Here is a 22157-nt window from a genome sequence, read left to right on the forward strand (position 1 = left end):
TTTACCCTCCTATGCAAGCAAGTCCTTGCGATTTAATATCATCGATTCTTGCTGGACCAATTCCACTTATTCGTGATAAATCATCTACTGAGGTGTAAGGTCTTAAGTTTAGTAAGTCTTCGGCGCGAGCTGGACCGATATGGATTATTTCTTGTACTTGTTCGAATGTTGCAGAATTCACATCAATACAACGATTACTGGGTTGTGATGATTTTTCTTGAGCGTCCTGCTTATTGTCAACATCACTGTTCGTTGTATTTTTGTTGCTTGTTGGTGAAATGGTGCCATCCTTTTTGGTTAGTACTTCGTAGTTCTCACCATCTGTTGAAACAATCACTGTTCCATGAACATCGGTGCCATAAAGTGTAATATCGGAACGTTGAATGAGATTTACAACTTCATTATGTGGATGCCCATAGTTATTGTCTACCCCAGCACTATAAATAGCAATAGACGGCTTCACTTCTTTTAAAAAAGTTGGATGTGTTGAAGTAGAAGAACCGTGATGTCCTAGCTGGAGAATATCTGCTTGTAAATCAAACCCGCTTTGCAGCATATTTAATTCATCACTTTTACTCGCATCACCTGTAAAGATGAATCGTACGTCACCATAGGTTATTTTTAATGAAATCGATTCTTTATTATCGTTTTCCGATATGGTTTTTGGATATAACACATCAATCTCTAGCGGACCTACTTCAAATTCGTCACCCATTCTCGGCTCGTAGTAATCTGCATCACTGGAATCAATCGCAGCTAATAGTCGTTGGAATGTTTGAGAAGTGCTCGTATTACCAGATAACCACACTTCGCCAACATCGAATTTGTTTAGCACTTTATCTAATTGACCAATATGATCTGCGTCTGGATGTGTACCAATTGCAATATCAATTTGCGATACATGTTGGGCGTTTAGGTAATTTATTACCTCGTTCGTATTCCAGTTACCTGCGTCAATAAGTATCGTAGTGCTTTCTCCGTCTTGAGAGTATTGTAGTAAGGTCGAGTCTGCTTGACCGACATCGATGTAATGAACTTTAAGACCGGACAAATTAGTAGAACCCTCTGTAGTCCCGTCCTTACTATTTTGGGTGGAAGAATCGGTTGTTTTTCCTTCAGATTTGCTTGCATCACTCGTTTCTTCTTGCGGGGGTGTATCTGTATTTTTTGGTTCAGTAGGTTCTTGTACACAGCCACTTAGAAGAAAAAAAGTGAAGAGACTAAAAAGAGTTAAAATGATACGTTTATGCATGTAATTCCCCTTTCCATCACTATAGCTTATCATAGTATCGTTTTAACACCTATCGATACTTTTAAGGTGATGAGAGAAGTGGTGCTTACATATGTATGTATACACGGAGGAATCAAACCATTGCGCTCTTGTAAACGTGGATTTTTTTCCATGTGATTAGCAGGAAGTTATTGGTGCGAACTATAATTAAATTAGGTATAACACCATACAAAAGAACGTAAGGGGAGGATATAAAAAATGAAAGAACACATGAAAATATATAGTCTAGCAATAAATAAAAAATGGAATGTTACATTTAAAATTATTGGTTTTGAAAAGAAGGGGGCCATGGGAGAGGTGTATGTGACAACAGATGACGGTGTGACAAGTATCTTCCGTGGGGACAACGAAAAGGAAGTATTACAAGAGGCGAGGGACATGTTGAGAATGTATAGAAATGAATAATGGAGAAAAGCCCCAAATACCTACCGTAAACAAACGAGCGTTTAGTTCAACAACACAATACTCATGTTGTTATGGTAAAGGAGGTCATTTGCGGTACAGGAAAGGATAGTTGAAGCAGATGGTATCCCTGCTTAGCTATCCTTTTCTTTGACTTTTAATAAAAGGTTGTTTTCTAAAAGTAAGTAATTCCGATAATGTGGAGAAAATGTCCAAGCGTTTTGTTTTTATATTGTATTGTTAAACTAAAGCCCCCGTTAAATATATACTTTTTATACTTTTAAATCTTTTCTAATTATTTCTTTCCACAAATTGATGTTGTTAATTGCATTATTCTCTCCACCGCTATAAATATTTTCAATTGTCATTGACCATCTTCTAAATATACGTTTTCTTTTATGGCTTGGTAGCGGATTTGTTATTTTACCAACATTTGAAACGAGTTCCTTGTTTTTCCTTAGTATATAATCGGTATCCCACTTATTATCATAAGCCTTTATAAATAAGTTTATCATGATATTATATCCATCTTTAGTATAGTTGGATGGATGTTGAATCATATAACAAGAAACAAGCCAAAAATGTAAATCGTATAATTTTGGATCGTTATGTTCCCAAACTAAGGGGAATTGAAACATCTCATAGCAGGAATATCCATCTATTTCACTTGCCCCACATTCAATGCATTTTCCAGATTTCATTACTGTATTGTTATCAACCATAGCAAACAAGCCCTCCACTTAAAAATAAGTATGCATTTATTTTACTCTTTTACGTAACGAAAAGGTCAATAGCTATTCTAATATCCTGCCTCGTTAATTTAAGGACAATCCTTCATAATCTCATTATTCATTTTAACATAAAATTACAATTATCCTTTTGGTTTATCAAAATCAACATAGCAAATAACACATTGACAACAGCTGTTGTCAATGTGTTATTTGGGTTGAGATTTAATATGCTAATTTATATATTAAAGACCGATAATCGTTGATACAACAAGGAATAAAAAGAGAGGATGGGACAAATGTGTTCTAGGTGAATAAAACGTGTTGTTTTTTAACTTGTTCTAGCTGTTGATTGGAGTGCAAGACGAAGACTCCTGCGGGAAAAGCGGAACAGGTGAGACCCCGCAAGAGCGCAGCGATGAGGAGGCTCACCGACCGCCCGCGGAAAGCGAAGTCTTGACACGGAAATCAACAGCGGTGTTTAACAGCTATTACTAAATGATTTAACCTGACATTGTTCGTCTTTAGGGTACAGTATTTTAGTTATGTCCCAGCCTTTTCTAATCACTATGCTATTTCATGTGTTTCTCCACAGAAACGGAACTACTTATTCTAAAAGATTGTTGCTTTTAACAGCATGGAAAACGCAGAGTGGATTGGAGCGGAGTTTAGTGCCTGTAGCGGAAAGGAACGGTCAACGCTCCATTACTTCTACCTGAAAAACAACAATCTCTACGAAATGAGCCTAATAAAAAAAGCTTGATTAGATAAGGGTGTATTCACTCCGTTATTCGACATTGGTAGGCAATTTCTTTCATCTTTTTTCATGAGAGGTGTATAATAAAAAGTAGATTTACAGTAATCCGAAATGGTATTTAAACGAAAAAAGGAGAATTGCTATGAATTATAAAAATATTACTGTTGCCGGTAGTGGCGTTTTAGGAAGTCAGATTGCCTACCAAACTGCTTTTAAAGGATTCGATGTAGTTGTATATGACATTAATGATGAAGCATTAAAACGTGCAAAAGATAGAATCATGAATTTGAAGCCACGTTATCAAGAAGATCTAGGGGCAAGTGAGGAAGAGGTCAACACGGCTTACAATCGTATTTCTTTCAGTTCTGATTTATCAAAAGCAGTTGTAAATGCTGACCTTGTAATTGAAGCAATTCCTGAAGTTGTTCAAATTAAAACTAATTTCTACAAGGAGTTAGGAGAAGTAGCTCCTAAAAAGACAACTTTTGTAACAAATTCTTCTACATTATTACCAAGCCAATTTGCAGAAGCAACAGGCCGACCAGAAAAGTTTCTAGCTTTACACTTTGCTAATGAAATTTGGAAAAACAACACGGCAGAAGTCATGAAACATTCTGGAACAGATATGACGGTATTTGATGAAGTGATTGAGTTTGCAAAAGCTATTGGAATGGTAGCATTACCTTTACATAAAGAGCAACCGGGCTATATTTTGAATTCTTTATTAGTTCCTTTGTTAGAAGCTGCTCAGATGCTGTTATTAAAAGAAGTTGCTGATCCAGAAACAATTGATAAAACGTGGATGATCGCAACAGGATCACCTAAAGGCCCGTTCGCTATTTTAGATGTTGTAGGAATTAATACCGCTTATAATATTGCACATGGAAAAGCGCAAGCAGGTGATCCAACATTTGAAAAGTTGGCGGAACTATTGAAAACAGAGTATATTGATAAAGGAAAACTTGGAACAGAAACAGGAGAAGGATTTTATACGTATCCTAATCCCAATTACATGAAACAGGACTTTTTAAAAAGCGAATAAATAGTTTTCTGTTATGAAAAAGAAACGTAAAATAGAATGTATTCTCAAGTGTTATACTGTGTACTAAATAAAGATTAGTGACAGTATGTATCTTTCCAAAAGCAGCTTTCTTCAAGAGAGGTGCTTTTTTCTTTGTCAGCAGTACTCTATCGTCCGTACTCGATATTTTGACGAAAGATAGTAAGATAAAATATGATAAGAAAACATACAGAATAGTAAATAAATGAAATGGTAGGGTGTAATAGATGAAACTATTATTGGTCGAAGATGATAAAGCAATTGCCTCCGGGCTAGAATATTCGTTACAAAAGGATGATTATGAGACAATTCTTTGTCACAGTGCCGAATCGGCGAAAAAGGTACTAACAGAACAATTAGAGGAAATCGATTTATGTTTGTTTGATTTATCGTTACCAGATGGAAGCGGCTATGATTTATGTGAGTTAGTAAAAAAACGCAGTGATAAGCCGGTTATTTTTCTAACAGCTTTTGATGATGAAGTGAATGTTGTTATGGGTCTTGATATGGGCGCGGATGATTATATCACAAAGCCTTTCCGTATTCGCGAGCTTCTTTCACGAATTAAGTCGGTTCTCCGTCGGTACAACAAGCAAATGCAGACGAAATCAATTATTGAAATAGACACTATTCGTATTAATACGTCAGAAGGAAAAGTGTATAAAAATCACGAGGAAGTGCTAGTGACGGCTTTAGAGTATCGATTATTACTAATATTCGCCAATCATATTGGCCAAGTATTAACGAGAAGCCAATTATTAGAACGAATTTGGGACGTAGCGGGTGATTTTGTCAATGATAATACGCTAACGGTTTACATAAAGAGATTAAGAGAAAAACTAGAGGATAATCCGCAAAGCCCAACAATTATTAAAACAGTGCGTGGTATGGGCTACAAGGTTGGTGATTAATTTGTTCCGCAATCGCGAAATCCAACTACTATTACTCACCCTATGCTGTATTAGTCTAGTTGCGAGTGGAATCGCTGCAGCCGCACTTTCTACCGAAGCAGCATTAATAGTCTTTCTAACTTCTGTTTTACTTATCAGTTGTAGCCTCCTTTTTACTGCTTGGCGCTACCGAGAAATAGAAAGGCTATCTCGTTATTTAAAGAAAATTAGTAGTGGCGATTATAGCTTAGATGTCCGTGATAACGATGAAGGAGAACTTAGTATTTTAAAAAATGATATTTACAAAGTAACGTTAATGCTTTCTGAACATAGCTCTCATTTACAACAAGATAAAGTAGCGTTAACCGATGCTATATCTGATATCTCCCACCAGTTAAAAACACCACTAACGTCGATGATGGTGATGGCTGATTTATTAAGTGATCCAAAGTTAGATGAGTCGAAAAGAGGAGAATTCACCCGTAATATTCGTGTTCAATTAGAAAGAATCGAGTGGCTTGTTTCCTCCTTATTAAAGTTATCGAAAATAGATGCAGGAACCATTCGGTTTAAAAAAGAGAAAGTAGTCGTCCCTAACATGATACAAAAAGCAGTAGCCCCTCTTGTCATTCCAATGGATATTAAACAACAATCACTGAAAATCACGGGAGACGAGAACGTATCATTTCTAGGTGACCTCAACTGGACGGTCGAAGCGCTGATTAACATCTTAAAAAATTGTGTCGAGCATACCGATGACGGTGGCATAATATCAATATCTATGTCCGAAAATACCCTGTTCACAGAAATAACGATAGAGGACAATGGAAAAGGGATTCCGAAAGAAGACCTTCCGTATATTTTTAAGCGTTTCTACAAAGGGAAGAATGCAAGAGAAGGCAGCGTCGGTATTGGCCTCGCGATGGCCTACAGCATTATTACAAGTCAAAATGGTGATATTGAAGTTACGAGTAAAAAAGGAAAAGGGACCCGGTTTCACATAAAGTTTTATAAACAGGTTATTTAAAAGGCTGTTTTTTAAAAGATTGTTGTTTTTTAGCTGTTTTTATTTTTTGGCTCTATTAATGGAATATCTTTATGATTGTAAGAGAATTTGCGAGACTCCTGCGGAAAAACGGGACAAGCAAGACCCCTGAAGCGTGACGAGGGGACTTGCCGGCAGGGAGTGGGTTCCCTTACAATCAAGCACCACCACTCACTAAACAGAGCCTTTGCTACTTAAATAGTAGGACGTTTTTGGAGCCTGGCAACCTTAGGTGACTAATTTGTCACTCAAGAGTCACCTTATAGTCATTTTAGGCAGATATACTAAAAGCAACATCAAATCTTGGAGGTTTTATAATGGATATTTTACAAATAAAAAATCTGTCTAAAGTATATGGTAAAGGCGAAACGGCGGTTAAGGCATTAGATGATGTTTCGTTCTCTGTGAAAAAGGGAGAGTTTGTTGTGATTATCGGGCCATCGGGCTCAGGGAAATCGACTTTATTGCACTTGTTAGGTGGTGTCGATCGACCAACAAGCGGTAATGTGCTCGTCGATAACACCGATATTTACGAACTCAATGAAACACAGCTAGCAATTTTTAGACGAAGACAAATCGGTTTAATCTACCAGTTTTATAACCTTATTCCGATTTTAACCGTAGAGGAAAATATTACGTTGCCGGTGCTGTTAGATGAACACAAGGTGGATCAGAAACAGTTTGATAATATTGTTGATATTTTAGGCCTTACTAATCGTTTAACCCATTTGCCGAATCAACTATCTGGGGGACAACAGCAACGGGTATCCATTGGTAGAGCATTAATTAGCAATCCAGCAATTATGCTAGCGGACGAGCCAACAGGAAACTTGGATAGTAAAAATAGTGGCGAGATTATGGAGCTGCTAAAGATGTTTAACAAAACGTATAATCAAACGCTTATTGTCATTACCCATGATGAACGGATCGCCCTGCAAGCAGATCGCGTGATTGCGATTGAAGATGGAAGGATTGCCAAGGACGAGGTGATTCGTCCATGAACATCGTCAATAAACTGACTTTACGACATTTGAAAGAAAACAAAAGAAGAACACTTGTTACAATTATTGGCGTCATCATTTCTGTCGCGATGGTAACAGCCGTTGCAACGCTTAGTATATCTTTTTTAGACTTACTAAAAAGACAAACGATTGCAACGGATGGGGAATGGCATGTTCAATACAAGAATGTGAATCCAAATCAAATTGCAGCAATCGAAAAGGACGACGCAACAAAAGAATTGGTCCTCTCGAACGATCTTGGCTATGCCAACCTAGAAGGGTCCGAGAATGAAAATAAGCCCTATCTGTTTATTAAGCAATATAATGAGCAGGGCTTGAAGGACTTTCCTATCGAAATAAGCGAGGGACGTCTTCCCGAGAAAGAAAATGAAATTGTCATTTCAGAGGAGATTGCCGATAATGCTAATGTAGAGTACGAAATTGGCGATCAACTAACACTCGAGATTGGCAACCGGTATCTAGCAGGGGAAGAGAGGCCATTATTGCAGATGGACCCACTGCAACGGAATCAGAAGGACACCACCGAAGATTTGCAAATAGAAAGCACTGAGACATTGACAATTGTTGGCACAATCGAGCGGCCAACATGGGAACCTGCATGGTCACCGGGCTATACGGTGGTAGGCTATGTGGATCAACATCTATTAGACAAAAATAAGGATACCGTTGATGCGCTTGTCGTGTTAAACAAATTGAATAGATCACTATATGAACATGCAGAAAAAAACGCAGATCAACTCAATATTGAAAAAGTTAATTTTCATGATGACCTGCTTCGTTTATATGGTCTATCGGACAATAATAACTTAAACAAAACAATGTTTTGGTTAACAGCGATTATTATGTTTGTTATTATTATTGGTTCTGTTGCGTTAATCTATAACGCTTTTGCGATCAGTGTGTCGGAACGATCCCGTCATTTAGGGATGCTTTCAAGTGTAGGGGCTACGAAAAAGCAAAAGCGAAACTCGGTTTTCTTTGAAGGAATCGTTATTGGAGCGATGAGTATCCCGCTTGGAGTGCTAGCAGGTATTGGCGGAATAGCTGCCACTTTCGCGTTTATTAATACCTTTTTAGAAGGGGCACTTGGTGTCTCGGAAGACCTAGAGGTTGTTGTTACCGCAATGTCCATTCTAGCTTCATGCATCATTTCGATTGTTACAATTTTCATTTCCACTTATCTTCCAGCACGAAAGGCATCGAAGGTTTCTGCAATTGATGCCATTCGTCAAACACAAGATGTAAAGCTGTCTAGGAAAGCAGTAAAAACATCGAAGCTGATTAGAAAGGTATTTGGAATCGAAGCGGAAATAGGCCTGAAAAACTTAAAAAGAAATAAACGAAGATACCAAGCCACTGTATTTTCTCTAGTAATAAGCATTGTCTTATTTTTAACCGTCTCTTATTTTACAGACAATTTGAAGAAGTCATTAGAATTGTCTCAAGCAAATATTAATTATGATATTCAAGTACTAGGTAATAGTGGAAATAGGGAGACCTTAGAATCGTTAACAAAACTAAAACATGTGACGGAATCTAGTTTTATTGAGAGGTTGGACTTGAATACGTGGATCGATCAGTCTGATATCACAAAAAAATTGCAAGAAAACGTGAAGAAGGATAAAAGTATCCTTAAAGACGGAAAATATCCTTATTCCGTTGTTTTGCATGGACTGGATGAACAAAATTTTGCAGCATATGCTAAAAAGGTAGGGGCAGATGTAGAGAAACTACAAAATCCCGAACACCCATCTGCAATTGTCATTGATAAGATTTCCTATCAAGATTATGAAACTGGGAAATTTATCGAAGCAAAGACAATACACACCAAGCCAGGAAAGGTTCTCGACTTGTATTCAATGAATTACGAAACAGGAGAAGAGACGTTTTTCAATAAAGTGGAGATTGGTGCGTTAACAGAAGAAGTTCCGATGGGGATAAACACGGCGGGACCTGGAAGAATTGATGTCATTGTCTCGGAAGAAACGATGCACCAACTAGCTAATGAAAAAGAGGAAGTCGAGGTACAACCTTACTTGTACATGAATAGCTCCGACCCAATGGCAACGCAAGAAGCAATTGAAGACGTGAAACAATCCGATATGCATGTGTATAATGTGTACCAACGAAAACAAGAAGAAGAGCAGCTTATCATGCTTATGTCTGTCTTTACGTACGGGTTCATCGTATTGATTTCAGCGATATCAATCGCGAATATTTTCAATACGATTTCAACAAGTATCTCCCTTCGAAAACGCGAATTCGCAATGTTGAAATCTGTTGGGATGACACCAAAAGGATTTAATAAAATGATCAATTATGAGAGCATTTTCTATGGCGTAAAGGCTCTTGTTTACGGTCTGCCAATTAGTATCGGCATTATGTACCTTATTTACATGTCTTTACAAAGCACCTTTGGCTATAGTTTCACTCTCCCGTGGATGAGCATCTTGTATGTCATCGTAGCAATCTTTGTTATCGTAAGTTCCGCCATGCTTTATTCGATTAAAAAAGTCAAAAAAGAAAACATTATCGACGGATTAAAACAGGAGAATATATAAGAGAGTTTAACAGGAAGATGAGTTGCTACTGAGGTGGCGCTCATCTTTTTTTATTATTCAACAGGAGAAATAATGCTGATATTCAACTGTTAAAATAATCCCTATATTCAACAGGAGAAATAATGCTGATATTCAACTGTTAAAATAATCCCTATATTCAACAGGAGAAATAATGCAGGTATTCAACTGTTAAAATAATCTTTATATTCAACAGGAGAAATAATGCAGGTATTCAACTGTTAAAATAATCCCTATATTCAACAGGAGAAATAATGCTGAGATTCAACTGTTGAAATAATCTTTATATTCAACAGGAGAAATAATGCAGGTATTCAACTGTTAAAATAATCTCTATATTCAACAGGAGAAATAATACTGAGATTCAACTGTTGAAATAATCTCTATATTCAACAAGAGAAATAATGCAGGTATTCAACTGTTAAAATAATCCCTATATTCAACAGGAGAAATAATACTGAGATTCAACTGTTGAAATAATCTCTATATTCAACAAGAGAAATAATGCAGGTATTCAACTGTTAAAATAATCCCTATATTCAACAGGAGAAATAATGCAGGTATTCAACTGTTAAAATAATCTCTATATTCAACAGGAGAAATTATACTGAGATTCAACTGTTAAAATAATCTCTATATTCAACAGTTGAATCTTCCAGTTGAACCATCCCCGCATGTTAAATTCCCCCTCCGTCAAACCCCTTTTCACCGTAAAATCTCTCTCTTAAAAACCTCTCTAAATTTCTTCTTATCCTCTGATGTAAATGGTTTCGGCCCCTTTGTACGCTTCCCGCTTTTTCGAGCCATTGCACTTAAATAACGTGTTTGTAATAATTGATCAATGTTTTCATTTGTGTAGAGGGTGCCTTTATGGTGAAGGACTTTACATCCTTTTGCTAACCCTAACGAAGCAAGACCATAATCTTGCGTAACGATGGTATCTCCTTTTTCTGCTAATTTCATAATTCGATAATCCGCAGCTTCTGCTCCAGAGTCAACATAAATGGTTTCTACTCCTGATGGTTGTTCCGCATTAGAAAAATGAGAAAAACTAGTAACAAGGATAACAGGAATTTCCGCATTTGTACCTTCAGAGATAATAATGTCTTTTACCGGACAAGCATCTGCATCAACATAAATTTTCACCTTTAACACTCCCCTAAATAAACTCCAATTGATATTGACAATAATGACAGATTCAGCTTTTGTCAAATGAGACAGCTGTTTTCTAAAGGTGGTTGTTTTGACCTAAAATTGATAAAAGGAAACAGTTGAGAAAGAAGTTGATTGGAGTAGAAGGCACGAGACTCCTCGGGAATAGGAGGCTCTTTGCCTGCCCCGCGGAAATCAACCACGACTTTCTTTGCTTAAACAGTCAATGGTAAGGGTACCTTACCTAAAATGATTTAATAACTATATTAATGTTCACTTTACAATAGTGTGCGTCATACACTATAATAAATACAGGAGTTGATAAGATGGGCGATGCAAATGAACATATGGATAAATTAATGCAAGAATTACGACGTGGGACGATTACGATTGGCGCACTGAGTCAGCTTTCCGAGCCTCAATACGGATATTCACTTGTTACGATGCTAGCTGATAAAGGAATTCATGTAGAGCCAGGAACATTGTATCCACTGCTTAGAAGATTGGAAAAGCAAGGGTTGTTAGATAGTAAATGGGACACAAATGAATCAAGGCCACGGAAGTATTATGTATTAAGTGAAACGGGGAAAGAAGTGTTTGACCTATTAGTAGTTGAATGGAGAAGTATTGTTGAGAGTTTGAATCATGTGATTGAACGTGAAGGGAGTGAAACAGATGGAGATGATTAATCGGTATATTTACGCGGTTACACAAAAGTTGCCGCAAGCACAACGGGAGGATATCGCCGAAGAACTTCGTGGTCTGATTGAAGATATGTTGGAGGAGCGCATTCAAGACGGAAAAGCGACGAATAGAGATGTAGAAGAAGTTTTAATGGAATTAGGGAATCCCAAGCATTTAGCACAAAAATATCGTGGAACAAAAAAATATTTAATTGGACCAGAATTTTTTGATGCGTACATTTTAGTGGTAAAGATTGTGTTGATTTCTACCGCAGTAGCCATAGGGGTCGGGTTTGTTATTCAGATTATTCTCGATCCCATTTCCATTCTTGATCATTTTATAGACTTTATTGTATCCTTTGTTACCGCCATTCCAATGGCATTTGGTTGGACCACATTTGGATTTGCAATAGGAGAGTATTTTCATAACATTAATCCAAAGAGTTTACAAATGGATAAGGAATGGAAAGTCTCTGATTTAGCACCAGTTCCAGATGAAAAAAGACAAATAAAACGTGGCGAAACGATTACAGGGATTGTGTTTTACGTTTTGTTCATCGTGATTATGGCCTTTTCGAGTGAATATTTTGGTATATGGATTTTTCATGAAGAATTTTCCGGTGTTGTTCCCTTTTTAAATGAAGAGACATATGGTTCTTATCTGTTCTTTGTTATTCTGATATTAGGATTCGGAATTATCAAGGAATGCTTAAAGCTCCTTTTTGGGAAATGGACGATGAAGCTTGTCATCTATACGTTCATCGTTAATTTAATTTCCTTAGTAGCAATCTTGTTTATGATGAATGGGCCAGCATTTTGGAATCCGAATTTTCTATTAGAATTAACGGAGGCAGGCTTCGTTACCGAAGGCAGTGAGGCATTTGAAACGGTTAGCATCGTTTGGGAACAAGCAACGTTTTGGATTCTAATTCTACTAGTACTCGGATTGATTTGGGATGCGATTGATGGATTTATAAGGGTTTATAAAAAATAATAAAAAAGGCGGTAGTGATTAGTGTTAAAAATCACTACCGCCTTTTTTTATGAAAAGTGCCCTGTCAATCTAAGCTTAGAACAAAGATAATGAAAATAAAAATTGAGAAATTAGCGGAGGTGTCGAATTGTAACAGGTTATTTTCTACTCTCATAGAATAGCTATAAGCCAAGCCTTTGAAAAGGAAGGGGATGCCTCATGCCCCGTTCTAAAGATAATACCATTATATGCAGACCGGAATTTCCACCTAGAAGCTGCCCAGCTATTTTTCCTCCCAAGCCCCCCCTAAAACGTTCAAAACAAAAAAAGTAGTAACAGATGAAATTTGCGGGAATATTGAGCAAAATATTACGTTAGAACAATATTCATTTTATGTCCACCACTAAATATTTCGATAGAGGATATATGTACAAAAAATATAAAACAAGCTACCAAAGAAAGTTTTCAAAGCAAGCAGAATTTTAAATTTTTCTTCAGAAGGTAAAGAAAACATACTTCATAATAAAAGGCTGTTTTCCATAAGATTGTTGCTTCTAACAACAATTGAAAACTCAGAGTGTATTGAAGCGGAAAGGAAACGGTCCCTTGCCCACAAACAACAAACTTTACGAAAACAGGGCTTAAAAAAAGGGGAAACAGGCCTTCAGGTTATACTACAAATTAAAGCATTGGTTTAAATAGAAAGGCTGTTTGTATGAAAAAAGTATTTTTAAGCATTGTAAAATCATTTAGGATAACCAAAATGAATCGATTCTATACCACTTTGGCATCAAATTTGCTTTTTTTATAGTAGATGGTGGCGGCTTGGTTTCAGCCGCCATGTGAGTTTTTCGTAAAGTTTGTTGTTTTTAAATTACACACTAAGTTTACCCCACTGAGTTGATTCTTGCTGCGGGCACTTGACTCCTGCGGGAAGAGAGGGAAGTGGGAGACCCCACAGGCGAAGCCGATGTCTAGCTCCAGCAGCTAACTCGCTGTGAAAAATAGGAAAATTCCCAAAAGGCAAAGGACGCCTTTTGGGAATTTTCCTATTTTCTTCACGAGCTGGGCAAGCCGCTTCCACTTTTCTCGGAGGCTCCCATTCCTCCCCGAGGAGTCTAGTGCCCGTAGCGGAAGTAAACGGGCTGAATTTATAAGGAAAAACAACAATCTATGAGAAAAGAGCCAATAGAAAAACCTAACCGCTACATCTTACTGGTGTAGCGGTCAGGCTGTAATTATTAAATATAGATTAAGTGCTTACTAGTAAAAAGATCTGTTACCGAACCTCCTACTATATCACCCTTTCATTTCCGCAGTTGCTGTGCCTATATTTTTTCGCTTTCGGTTAGAATTGGTTAAATAAACCCCAATAAAAACAAGAAATCCTCCTACAATCTGTACAAGCGTAATCGTTTCACCTAATAAAAAGCTAAGAATGGCGGTGAAAATCGTAATTAAGTACATATAAATACCCGCTTTGCTTGCGTCCAAATGGCGAAGCGATATATTCCAGAATATAAACGAGCCAACAGACGGAAAAAGGGCAATATAGACAACGCCAATGACAGCTTCTTTGCTTAATGGATACTGAATACCAGAAACAAGTACAAATGGAAGAAGGGTAACTAATCCGAATAAAGCAGATACTGCCGTAGCCGAAATAGGAGGGATGCTTTTGAGCTTTCTCCCAAAGATAGAATAGAAGGTCCAAACAAGAATGGCCAGCAGCATAATGAGATCGCCTAGATTATAATCAATTTGAAAAACTTGCAGCAGCTGTCCCTTTGTTAAGACTAATAGAACGCCAAGAAACGAAATAATAAGACCGAGACCTTTGCTAAGAGACACCTTCTCCTTCAAAATTAGGGCAGAAAAAAGAAAAATGAGGGCAGGATTCATCGAATTTACTAGTGCCGCATTCATCGAAGTTGTGTATTGAAGTGCTTCGTACAAGAGAAAATTGTAGCCGATGATGCCGAATATCCCCATCACGAATAGCGTCTTCCATTCTCGCCACACTCGCTTCCAATTCGGTCGTTCAATAAAATGAGCAAGTGGGAACAAGAGAAACAATGCCAGTAGCCACCGTGAAAATGTCAATTGAAGAGGAGACAATTCAGCGACTACATATTTTCCAAACACATAGTTTCCCGCCCAAAACAAGTTAGCTAAGATAAGAAACAAAAATACGTAGTGCTTTTTCATGATAAAAACCCACCTTCTAACCGAATGACTTTCACTTTCTATATTTGTTATATTTTACTAATATAACAAATTCCGAAAATTTAATCAATTTGAAATAACAAGGCAAGACCCTATAGAAGTAGCAATAACTGAAAATATTTTCACCAGTGTATTAAGGAGAATTGAACATGTAAAAGGTTCAAAAAAGAGATATTCATACTTAGAACGTGATGGTTTTAGCCTTAAACGTAGAGACACTCGAAAGTTGGCTTTTTTGTGAAGAAAGTACCACTTCCCATTTCAACATTCGTCAAAAACACTAAATGATAACTAGTAATTTGTAAAACCTTGTCAAAAAATAGTGGTAATTTTCTAGAAAACATGTATTATTAATATGTAGTGTGAATTTTGAGAAAACGAAAAAATTCACGATTCAAATTATTTTATATAAATAGGGAAGGTGTTTTTATTGAGTGTAGTAGAGAATTTTATTAAGAAAAGCACGATGGCCATTTTACCCGCTTGTTATGAAATGTATCGTACGGTAATACTAGATCAATCGGGTGAAAAGATTTATAGCTATAAATCAACAAAGGAAATCTTGGAAGAAGCTTGTATTGCGTATGGAGCAGACTATGATGGAAGAATTAAGGCAGTTCGATACGCACTGAAATATAACAGAAAAACACCACTTATGATTTGTCCACTAGAAATCATCTATGCGTTTCCTACTATGTCCCCGGATAATTTTGATTGTATTTGGTTATTCAACCGCCATATTGACTCCTTTTTTAAAGATAATGGTCAATCGTACGTCCATTTTAAAAATGGTGAAAAAATTGCTGTTAATTGCTCTTTGGATGTCCTAACAAGGCAACGACAACGAACAGCAGTCACGATGATGCACTTTTCCCAACCACCATTTGTTACCATCACAGTGAATGCACGAGGAAAAGAGGCATTTACGAAGGAATAGAGAGTAAAAAAGGTTCTTTTTTAGCTGGCTTTTCATTTTCATGTTTATAATAAAATGATTATTTCTACGGATAAGAATTGTATAGGATTGCGAAAGAAAAGGTTGACCAAATGAGAAAATTGGTCAACCTTTTCTTGTCTAAAAAGCTAAAAAACCAATCTGAATTATCCCAATCCATTTTTGAAAAACAATATATACTGCATCCCTTACTCAAATTAGAATGCGCGTGGAACTTCTCAACTCTCTACATATTATGTGAAAACTTGTTAAGACTAGCTAAGTGAAGTGTGTCATGTCGCCTAGATTAGTGAAACGAACGTTGAAAGGTTCGGTAAATTCATCGATTCGTTCATCTATACAGTAAAGCCAAATGACTTTAAAACATCAGACAAGGACAATAATTCTATTATTCATGCATTAAGAGATAAAGTGGTTGATGGAATCGTGGAAGTAGAACGTGCATGTAGTGTTATGGATGGATCCTAGTAAAGGGGGCGGAATATGTTTTCGTTACGCGGAGACGCTCATAAAATTTATCTTCACTTAAAAAAAGCAGCAAATGATGGTCGATCCTTCAAACAAATGAAGGAATTAATAGAAGTCAAAAAAATTCAGGCGTTTTATCAATCGATAGATAGTGATACGTTAAAAATCATTTATTACCGTATGATCAAAGAAAAAAATGGATCCGGTATTATCCCTATATTTGTAACCGCTGTACCATGGTTTTTATTTTTGTTCTCCAATCAATTGCAACAATTACTTTTTAAAGAGGGGAGTAAACTTTGGGTTGTCTTTGGCATTGTTTACATGCTCATTCTTACGACCACTGTCGTCCTTCATTTTCGTGAAAAAGCATGGGCTGCTTTTCATATAAAAATAATTCAGGACACGTTAGACGAAAGAAAAAGACAAGACTGATCGGGATATTTGACAACTTAATGTTCCTATCTGCTTCTTGGATGGAGGAGTAGGTCTGTTTGTGTTACAAGCAGGCCTTTTTTGATATAAGTAAGGGTCAAATAAAATTTAGTCTATTTTTGTAGAAATTTGTAGAATTTTACGTTGTGATTCAATATAATAACAACTGATACAACTAGTAAGATAGGATGACTTTTCTAACAAAATGTCAGACTATTTGGCTAGAATAAGTAAATGTATTAGCCAAAAGTACTAGACTCGGGCATGTAAAGAAAAATTAAGTGATTATTTATCTAAAGTGACCTCGAGCCCTTAGCCACAGGAGTTGAAAAAAAGGGGGGATCGAATGAATAAAGCAGCGTGGAAATCCCGGATATTTTGGAGAATATTCATGGTTTCATTTGTAGCAATAATCTCGCTCATTGCTTTTGTTTTTATTTCATCAAAGCTTATTCTTCCAAAAATTTCTCAAGAGCAGTTTAAGCAAATGACAGATATAGCAGTGAATCGTTTAACGAGACAGGTTGACATGGTAGAGGATAGTATGGAATCTATTTCTAAAGCAAGTCAACAAAATAAAGAGTTGCTGCTAGATGATGTAAATAAAGTAAACGACGAGTTAAATAAATTAGTGGATATGTCTACCTTTTTTGATGGAGGTACGATTACCGACGAAAATGGAAGTGTATTAGCCTCAAGATCATTGAATTTGGAAGAATATCAAAATGTTAGTTACCTTCAGTATTCGATGGCATTTAGAGAAGAGAAAAAAACGTATTTAAGTAATGTGTTGACACAACGAAATAATCCAACAAAATCTCTCATTCTTTTGTCCATTCCTGTTTATGACGACTATCATCAATTGGCACGTGTTGTTCACTTATCCATTCATCTAAATAAAACGGGTCTTTTTCAATCGATTTTTCAAGAGCTGAATATTGGAATGGATAGTTACGCATACATTGTCGATTCTAAAGGAACCTTAATCGCCCATCCCAAGCGAGCTATGTTGGGGGTAAACGTTCGAGATAATCCGGCAGTAAAGGCGTTATTAAATAAAAAATCAGGTTATATGAAGTTAGTCAATCAATTTGATGCAGAAATGTATTCGTCTTATCAATATGTTCCAGGACTAAAATGGGGGATTGTTGCCCAAGTTCCGGTTGAGACAACCTACTTAGGTATGGAAAAGTTTCATAAGTTTTTATTGATGGCTTCGATTATCATTGTTATTTTACTAACCATGTTGACAGCTTATCATTCTATGAGGACTATCAAGCCATTGAGAAAACTATATGAAGCAGTCGATCATGTTGCAAAGGGAGATTACCAAGCGTCAATAGAGAATATTTCCGAAAAAGATGAAATTGGCATTCTCTCGAGACGATTTAATGAAATGATTTCTTCCTTAAAAGTAATGCGAATAGAGTTAGAATTAAAGGAAAAATCCTTACAGGTCCAAAAAGAGTTTTTACGGAAGATTATTGATAACAGTCCATCCGCGATTTATATAATGGATTGGGAGGGACGCTACACATTAGCAAACAAAGCGTTTGCAGATTTACTTGGGATGACTCCTCGAGATATTATTGGAAAAAAAGAGGATGACTTTAATCCAAATCAAGAAGAAGTAGATTTTTACCTTTCTATCAATCGTGAAGTTATCAAAACAAAAGAAGAGAGGTTCATACCGGAAGCAACGATTTTTGATAGCGAAGGAAATCAACATTGGATGCAGGTGGTAAAGGTTCCTATTTTAGAAGAAGCAGGGAGATCTCATTCTGTTTTATGTTTTGCAACGAATATTACAGAAAGAATTAAAAATGAGGAAAAAATAAAATTCCATGCTTCTCATGACAACTTAACGAAATTACCGAATCGATTCCTGTTCAAGCAATGTATCGAGCAAGAAATGGAATTAGCTAAAGTAGAGCAATCGCAATTTGCGGTGTTGTTTATGGACTTAGATCGTTTTAAATACGTCAATGATCATTTCGGTCATAGTATGGGAGACAAATTATTACAAGCTGTCACTGCTCGGTTAAAAGAAAATCTACATGAACGAGATACAATTGCGAGATTAGGTGGCGATGAGTTTACAGTAATCCTTCCAACTATCGATGATAAGCAGCAAATTAGCAGTATTGCTTCGAAATTAATTCAGGCACTTGCTGAGCCGTACCAAATTGATGGCCAGTCCTTTGTTACAACAACAAGTATTGGTGTGGGTGTGTATCCAAATGATGGGGAAGATGTAGAGACATTAATAAAAAATGCTGACACTGCGATGTATCAAGCCAAAAATCAAGGCAAAAACACGTATCGCTTTTTCCACCATGAAATGCAATCCATGCTATCCAATAAGTTTAAACTTGAGTCCTCTATGCGAGGTGCTCTAGAGCGCAATGAATTTCACCTACATTATCAACCAAAGATGGATACGAAGACAGGGAAACTTTCCGGGATGGAAGCATTACTTCGCTGGGAACAAAAGGAACTGGGGATGGTGTCACCCGCGGAATTTATTCCGATAGCAGAAGAAACGGGAATGATCATCCCAATAGGAGAATGGGTATTAAAGACGGCCTGCCTACAAAATAAACAGTGGCAGGAGGCAGGGCATGCCCCAAAAAAGATAGCAGTGAATTTGTCAGTAAAACAAATGGAACACAACAATATTGTACGGACAGTCAGGAAGGTATTGAAGGAAACGGAACTTGACCCTATTTGGTTAGAGCTTGAAATAACCGAAACCGCTATTATGGAAAACAAAAACACGATTATTCGTACGTTATCACAACTAAAAAGGCTCGGTGTATCGATTGCTATTGACGATTTTGGTACAGGATATTCCTCGCTTAATTATTTAAAGCGATTCCCTGCTGACACGCTAAAAATAGATCGCTCTTTCATTCAAGATTTGTTGTCAGGAAAAAATGACACAGTCATTGCTACAGCCGTCATTTCAATGGCAACGGAATTAGGATTAAATATCGTCGCAGAAGGGGTAGAAACCGAAGAACAACTTCAATACTTATATGAACAAGCATGTAATGAAGTACAAGGATTTCTTATAAGTCCACCCGTATCAACAGATAAAATGGAAAAACTTCTAACGAAAGAACAATTGTACGATTATCCGCAATAAGAATAAGCGACCGACCTTATATTTAATATGCTCCCTCTAAGGTAGACAGAGTAAAAAGATCTGCTTCTTAGAGGGAGCTTTTCTATATCTACTTCATTTTGTTTCTGCAGAGTTTAAGGAGAAAGTACTGCTTGCGTACAAAAATAGGGATTACTAGTGATGGTTTTTCTTATATAAAAGTTTTTTTCGTAAAGGTTGTTGTTTTGAACGGAAATAAACGGGTTGAATTTATAAGTAAAAACAACAATCTACAATAAAACAGTCTATATAAAAACGAAATTTATGGTCTGATAAGGAAAATAGTTAATAGAATAGATAGTAGAGTTTACGAAAAAATGGACTTTTAAAAAAGTTGGAATAAAGAAGAAACTGGAGGGAAATCGATGAACAAGGAAAAAGAGGAGCAACCATTATCAAGGACGAATTCGAATAAGAGCAAAACGGATGTGAGTGTACATAACAACTTTAATTTTACTATTAATTTAGGTGATTCTTTGAGTTTAGTAGCGTTGATTGCAGGCGTTTATGTAATAAAGAGAGTGGCTACGAAACAAAAAACAAGTACATGAATGAGTAAATAGGATAGCTTGGACGACGTGGCGACTATTTCTATCCTTCTACTTTCTGGTTAGCTGCTAATCCTAAGACATGTAGTAGTGTTGACCGAGTACTGACCATACTCGGTCTTTTTCCTTTTTAACTTAATATTCGATTTCCTCATAATCTTTAGGCTGAGGTTGAGGCTGCTCATTGTCTCTGTAAGAAAAGCTAGTAGGGTTTTGAAGTTCCTCCTGTCTTTTTTCTGTAATCTTATCATTTCGCTTTCCTCGTTTTTCCATTGTGGGATTACTCCTTTCAACTATTCTATCCTTAATATGTACTGTTTTGACGGTTTCAACCATGTAGCTGAAAAATTATAATTAGAAGGGGATAATTTAATTAGGCTCTTTTCTCAGTAGTTCTAACTTAGTTTTCAGCTAAAAAGCAACAACCTTTACGAAAAATTCACATGGCGGCTGAAACCAAACCGCCAACATCTACTATAAAAAAGAAAATTGGATGCCAAAGTGTTATAGAGCCGATTCATTTTGATTATCCTAAACGATTTTACGATGCTTAAAAAATACTTTTTTCATACAAACAGCCTTTCATTAAAATAATTAATATGCGTCGGTCAATAGCCAGCTCTATTTGTTTTAAGAAATAGGCCGCCTGACACAGTGTTTGTTTTAGTTTAGCTCCACTAGGAGGGCCGAGGTCATAAGTCAAGCAGCCCAAAAAGGCAAAAAGCGCCTTTCTGGTCTGCTAGCCTTATGCTTGTCGGGGCTGTTCAAGGCGCTTTCGCTTTTGGGTTAGAAGGGTTTCCACTTGAGTTTTTCGGCTTCTTTAAATCGGTTTTCTACGGATTTCCAGTCGACAACATTCCACCAGTTGTCTACATATCGTTTGCGCTCGTTCTTATATTGTAGGTAATACGCGTGTTCCCATACATCAAGGACAAGCAACGGAACAACGTCCCATTGACTTAAATTTTGGTGTTTTTCTGCCTGTAAAATTTCCAGTCGATGCGACCGTGGAGACCAGACTAGAATTGCCCAGCCAACCGCTTCTACGTTTTTAGCCGCTTCAGAAAAATGTTTCTTAAACTTTTCAAAGCTACCAAAAGTTTGATTGATAGCATCTTTCGTTTTCCCTATTGGTTTTCCTCCACCTTGTGGACTCATAACATCCCAAAAGATTGTATGCAAATAATGTCCGGCTCCATTAAATGCAGCTTCTCTTTCCCAATGTTTAATGAGAGTAAAATCGCCAGAATTTCTCGCTTTTTGCATTTCTTTTTCGGCTTTATTTAACCCATCCACATACCCCTGATGATGTTTTGTATGGTGAAGCCTCATGATTTCTCGATCAATATATGGTTCAAGGGCATCATACGAATACGGCAGGGGAGGGAGTTGATGTGCGCCAATTGGCACTCCTCCATTGTTAACTACGGAGGACCGATCGTCTGCGTTTTCTTCCTTCTGTTGGTTATGTTCTTCTACGTTACCCTCATCATTTAGCATGTATAAACGTTCCCATTGCATATACAAGTCCTGTGCCTTATCATACAATTCGTTAAAAGACTTCTTCTCTGTTGAATTCGCAATTGTCGTTTTGAATTGCTCCATTTCATCTTCCCATGCTTCTATCGCTTCGACATTTAATTGTCTATTATTTGATTGAAGTTGTTTGGAATGCTCATACAAATCACTACACCAATTCAACAGGTCAGTCAAATAATTTTCATGCTGTTCCACAGATAGCAACCTCCTCCTATATGCTGCTTTTACTATATGTTTT

18 protein-coding genes are annotated in these 22157 nt (G+C 36.9%); 12 read left to right on the forward strand and 6 right to left on the reverse strand.

Annotated elements, in window-relative coordinates; genetic code table 11:
- Position 1 precedes the first annotated feature (1 nt).
- Entirely contained in the window at positions 2-1252 is a 1251-nt protein-coding gene (locus ACFSUL_RS14710; RefSeq protein ID WP_377936634.1) for an MBL fold metallo-hydrolase, read from the reverse strand.
- A 237-nt stretch (positions 1253-1489) separates the two neighbouring features.
- Here ACFSUL_RS14710 and ACFSUL_RS14715 point away from each other — a divergent pair, with 237 nt between their 5' ends.
- Entirely contained in the window at positions 1490-1696 is a 207-nt protein-coding gene (locus tag ACFSUL_RS14715) for a hypothetical protein (RefSeq protein ID WP_377936636.1), read from the forward strand.
- Between the two features lie 269 nt (positions 1697-1965).
- Here the strand turns inward: ACFSUL_RS14715 and ACFSUL_RS14720 are convergent, their stop codons facing one another.
- Positions 1966-2415: a DUF5946 family protein gene (locus ACFSUL_RS14720; protein WP_377936638.1), complete on the reverse strand. Its 450-nt coding sequence runs from the start codon at positions 2413-2415 to the stop codon at positions 1966-1968.
- A 905-nt stretch (positions 2416-3320) separates the two neighbouring features.
- On the opposite strand from ACFSUL_RS14720, the gene ACFSUL_RS14725 reads away from it, so the two are divergent.
- The 5 genes from ACFSUL_RS14725 to ACFSUL_RS14745 all read left to right on the forward strand — a co-directional run bounded on the left by ACFSUL_RS14725 (position 3321) and on the right by ACFSUL_RS14745 (position 9756).
- Positions 3321-4220 carry a 3-hydroxyacyl-CoA dehydrogenase gene (locus ACFSUL_RS14725; RefSeq protein ID WP_377936640.1) on the forward strand — a complete coding sequence of 300 codons (900 nt, stop codon included), beginning with the start codon at positions 3321-3323 and terminating at the stop codon, positions 4218-4220.
- A gap of 245 nt (positions 4221-4465) precedes the next feature.
- A complete protein-coding gene (locus tag ACFSUL_RS14730) occupies positions 4466-5149 on the forward strand; it encodes a response regulator transcription factor (RefSeq protein ID WP_377936642.1) in 684 nt (227 codons plus the stop codon).
- A 1-nt stretch (position 5150) separates the two neighbouring features.
- On the forward strand, positions 5151-6155 hold the full coding sequence (locus tag ACFSUL_RS14735; protein WP_377936644.1) for a HAMP domain-containing sensor histidine kinase: 1005 nt from the start codon (positions 5151-5153) through the stop codon (positions 6153-6155).
- Between the two features lie 335 nt (positions 6156-6490).
- Positions 6491-7174 carry an ABC transporter ATP-binding protein gene (locus ACFSUL_RS14740; protein WP_071412109.1) on the forward strand — a complete coding sequence of 228 codons (684 nt, stop codon included), beginning with the start codon at positions 6491-6493 and terminating at the stop codon, positions 7172-7174.
- Positions 7171-9756 (forward strand): ABC transporter permease, encoded by a 2586-nt coding sequence (locus ACFSUL_RS14745; RefSeq protein WP_377936646.1) that lies wholly within the window; start codon positions 7171-7173, stop codon positions 9754-9756. The genes ACFSUL_RS14740 and ACFSUL_RS14745 overlap by 4 nt, the downstream gene beginning before the upstream one ends.
- A gap of 723 nt (positions 9757-10479) precedes the next feature.
- Here the strand turns inward: ACFSUL_RS14745 and ACFSUL_RS14750 are convergent.
- Positions 10480-10920 carry a YaiI/YqxD family protein gene (locus ACFSUL_RS14750; protein ID WP_377936648.1) on the reverse strand — a complete coding sequence of 147 codons (441 nt, stop codon included), beginning with the start codon at positions 10918-10920 and terminating at the stop codon, positions 10480-10482.
- 332 nt (positions 10921-11252) lie between these two features.
- Between ACFSUL_RS14750 and ACFSUL_RS14755 the strand changes: the two genes are divergently transcribed.
- Both ACFSUL_RS14755 and ACFSUL_RS14760 read left to right on the forward strand, forming a co-directional pair.
- On the forward strand, positions 11253-11615 hold the full coding sequence (locus ACFSUL_RS14755; RefSeq protein ID WP_377936650.1) for a PadR family transcriptional regulator: 363 nt from the start codon (positions 11253-11255) through the stop codon (positions 11613-11615).
- Positions 11602-12603 (forward strand): HAAS signaling domain-containing protein, encoded by a 1002-nt coding sequence (locus tag ACFSUL_RS14760; RefSeq protein WP_377936652.1) that lies wholly within the window; start codon positions 11602-11604, stop codon positions 12601-12603. Before ACFSUL_RS14755 ends, ACFSUL_RS14760 begins: the two co-directional genes overlap by 14 nt.
- Positions 12604-13881: 1278 nt before the next feature.
- Here the strand turns inward: ACFSUL_RS14760 and ACFSUL_RS14765 are convergent.
- Positions 13882-14790, reverse strand: a complete 909-nt coding sequence (locus ACFSUL_RS14765; RefSeq protein WP_377936654.1) for a DMT family transporter — start codon at positions 14788-14790, stop codon at positions 13882-13884.
- Between the two features lie 448 nt (positions 14791-15238).
- Here ACFSUL_RS14765 and ACFSUL_RS14770 point away from each other — a divergent pair, with 448 nt between their 5' ends.
- The 4 genes from ACFSUL_RS14770 to ACFSUL_RS14785 all read left to right on the forward strand — a co-directional run bounded on the left by ACFSUL_RS14770 (position 15239) and on the right by ACFSUL_RS14785 (position 20383).
- Positions 15239-15745 carry a competence protein ComK gene (locus ACFSUL_RS14770; protein ID WP_377936656.1) on the forward strand — a complete coding sequence of 169 codons (507 nt, stop codon included), beginning with the start codon at positions 15239-15241 and terminating at the stop codon, positions 15743-15745.
- 501 nt (positions 15746-16246) lie between these two features.
- Positions 16247-16666, forward strand: a complete 420-nt coding sequence (locus ACFSUL_RS14775) for a hypothetical protein (protein ID WP_377936658.1) — start codon at positions 16247-16249, stop codon at positions 16664-16666.
- A 346-nt stretch (positions 16667-17012) separates the two neighbouring features.
- Positions 17013-19814, forward strand: coding sequence for a bifunctional diguanylate cyclase/phosphodiesterase (locus ACFSUL_RS14780; protein WP_377936660.1), 2802 nt, complete (start codon positions 17013-17015; stop codon positions 19812-19814).
- 383 nt (positions 19815-20197) lie between these two features.
- Positions 20198-20383, forward strand: coding sequence for a hypothetical protein (locus ACFSUL_RS14785; protein WP_071412120.1), 186 nt, complete (start codon positions 20198-20200; stop codon positions 20381-20383).
- 132 nt (positions 20384-20515) lie between these two features.
- Here ACFSUL_RS14785 and ACFSUL_RS14790 read toward each other — a convergent pair whose 3' ends face one another.
- Positions 20516-20653 (reverse strand): hypothetical protein, encoded by a 138-nt coding sequence (locus tag ACFSUL_RS14790; RefSeq protein WP_377936663.1) that lies wholly within the window; start codon positions 20651-20653, stop codon positions 20516-20518.
- A gap of 513 nt (positions 20654-21166) precedes the next feature.
- Positions 21167-22114 (reverse strand): superoxide dismutase, encoded by a 948-nt coding sequence (locus tag ACFSUL_RS14795; protein ID WP_071412122.1) that lies wholly within the window; start codon positions 22112-22114, stop codon positions 21167-21169.
- Between the last annotated feature and the right edge of the window lie 43 nt (positions 22115-22157).

Origin of the sequence: Bacillus seohaeanensis (assembly GCF_042684945.1) — a bacterium.
GTDB lineage: Bacteria > Bacillota > Bacilli > Bacillales > Bacillaceae_B > Rossellomorea > Rossellomorea seohaeanensis.

What these genes read in the sequence shown, in the direction of transcription:
- ACFSUL_RS14710 (WP_377936634.1), bottom strand. Translation starts at nt 1,252, where the DNA reads ATGCATAAACGTATCATTTTAACTCTTTTTAGTCTCTTCACTTTTTTT.
- ACFSUL_RS14715 (WP_377936636.1), top strand. Translation starts at nt 1,490, where the DNA reads ATGAAAGAACACATGAAAATATATAGTCTAGCAATAAATAAAAAATGG.
- ACFSUL_RS14720 (WP_377936638.1), bottom strand. Translation starts at nt 2,415, where the DNA reads ATGGTTGATAACAATACAGTAATGAAATCTGGAAAATGCATTGAATGT.
- ACFSUL_RS14725 (WP_377936640.1), top strand. Translation starts at nt 3,321, where the DNA reads ATGAATTATAAAAATATTACTGTTGCCGGTAGTGGCGTTTTAGGAAGT.
- ACFSUL_RS14730 (WP_377936642.1), top strand. Translation starts at nt 4,466, where the DNA reads ATGAAACTATTATTGGTCGAAGATGATAAAGCAATTGCCTCCGGGCTA.
- ACFSUL_RS14740 (WP_071412109.1), top strand. Translation starts at nt 6,491, where the DNA reads ATGGATATTTTACAAATAAAAAATCTGTCTAAAGTATATGGTAAAGGC.
- ACFSUL_RS14745 (WP_377936646.1), top strand. Translation starts at nt 7,171, where the DNA reads ATGAACATCGTCAATAAACTGACTTTACGACATTTGAAAGAAAACAAA.
- ACFSUL_RS14755 (WP_377936650.1), top strand. Translation starts at nt 11,253, where the DNA reads ATGGGCGATGCAAATGAACATATGGATAAATTAATGCAAGAATTACGA.
- ACFSUL_RS14760 (WP_377936652.1), top strand. Translation starts at nt 11,602, where the DNA reads ATGGAGATGATTAATCGGTATATTTACGCGGTTACACAAAAGTTGCCG.
- ACFSUL_RS14765 (WP_377936654.1), bottom strand. Translation starts at nt 14,790, where the DNA reads ATGAAAAAGCACTACGTATTTTTGTTTCTTATCTTAGCTAACTTGTTT.
- ACFSUL_RS14775 (WP_377936658.1), top strand. Translation starts at nt 16,247, where the DNA reads ATGTTTTCGTTACGCGGAGACGCTCATAAAATTTATCTTCACTTAAAA.
- ACFSUL_RS14780 (WP_377936660.1), top strand. Translation starts at nt 17,013, where the DNA reads ATGAATAAAGCAGCGTGGAAATCCCGGATATTTTGGAGAATATTCATG.
- ACFSUL_RS14785 (WP_071412120.1), top strand. Translation starts at nt 20,198, where the DNA reads ATGAACAAGGAAAAAGAGGAGCAACCATTATCAAGGACGAATTCGAAT.
- ACFSUL_RS14790 (WP_377936663.1), bottom strand. Translation starts at nt 20,653, where the DNA reads ATGGAAAAACGAGGAAAGCGAAATGATAAGATTACAGAAAAAAGACAG.